Genomic DNA, 391 nt, shown 5'->3' with positions numbered 1-391 from the left:
CTGCCGGGCAGTCATGTAAAGGGAAATATCCCGGTATATAACTCTGTAAAAAGCTCAGGTCAGTCAGAAAGGCAGGTTGAGCAAGTGCAGCCAGATAAGGTGAATGCACGGCTTGACATTAATCCGGGAGCGAAAGGTAATACAGTGGATAACCGGACGGGCGGAGGACGCCCCTTGTCGGGTAAGGACGTCAGCACCGGCATGGATGATGGCGTCGATGGCGTCGATGGCGGGACCGGCAGCTTTGACAGTGCGGATTCCACAGCGGATAACCGGACGGGCGGAGGACGCTCCGTGTCGGATAAGGACGCCAGCACCGGAATGGATAATGGCGTCGATGGCGGGCCCGTCAGCATTGACGGTACGGATTCCACAGCGGATAACCGGACGG

At 57.8% G+C, this 391-nt stretch carries 1 protein-coding gene; it reads left to right on the top strand.

What is annotated here, in order from left to right:
* Window positions 1-84: 84 nt before the first annotated feature.
* Window positions 85-391, top strand: a 307-nt coding sequence (locus tag ACLRGG_RS21200; protein WP_416251566.1) for a hypothetical protein, incomplete at its 3' end; no start/stop codon positions are given.

The organism is Erwinia sp. PPS120 (assembly GCF_047918655.1).
GTDB classification, from domain to species: Bacteria; Pseudomonadota; Gammaproteobacteria; order Enterobacterales; family Enterobacteriaceae; genus Erwinia; species Erwinia tasmaniensis_A.
Note: the sequence above shows the minus strand (reverse complement) of the source record. Positions and strands in the feature narration are given on the sequence as shown.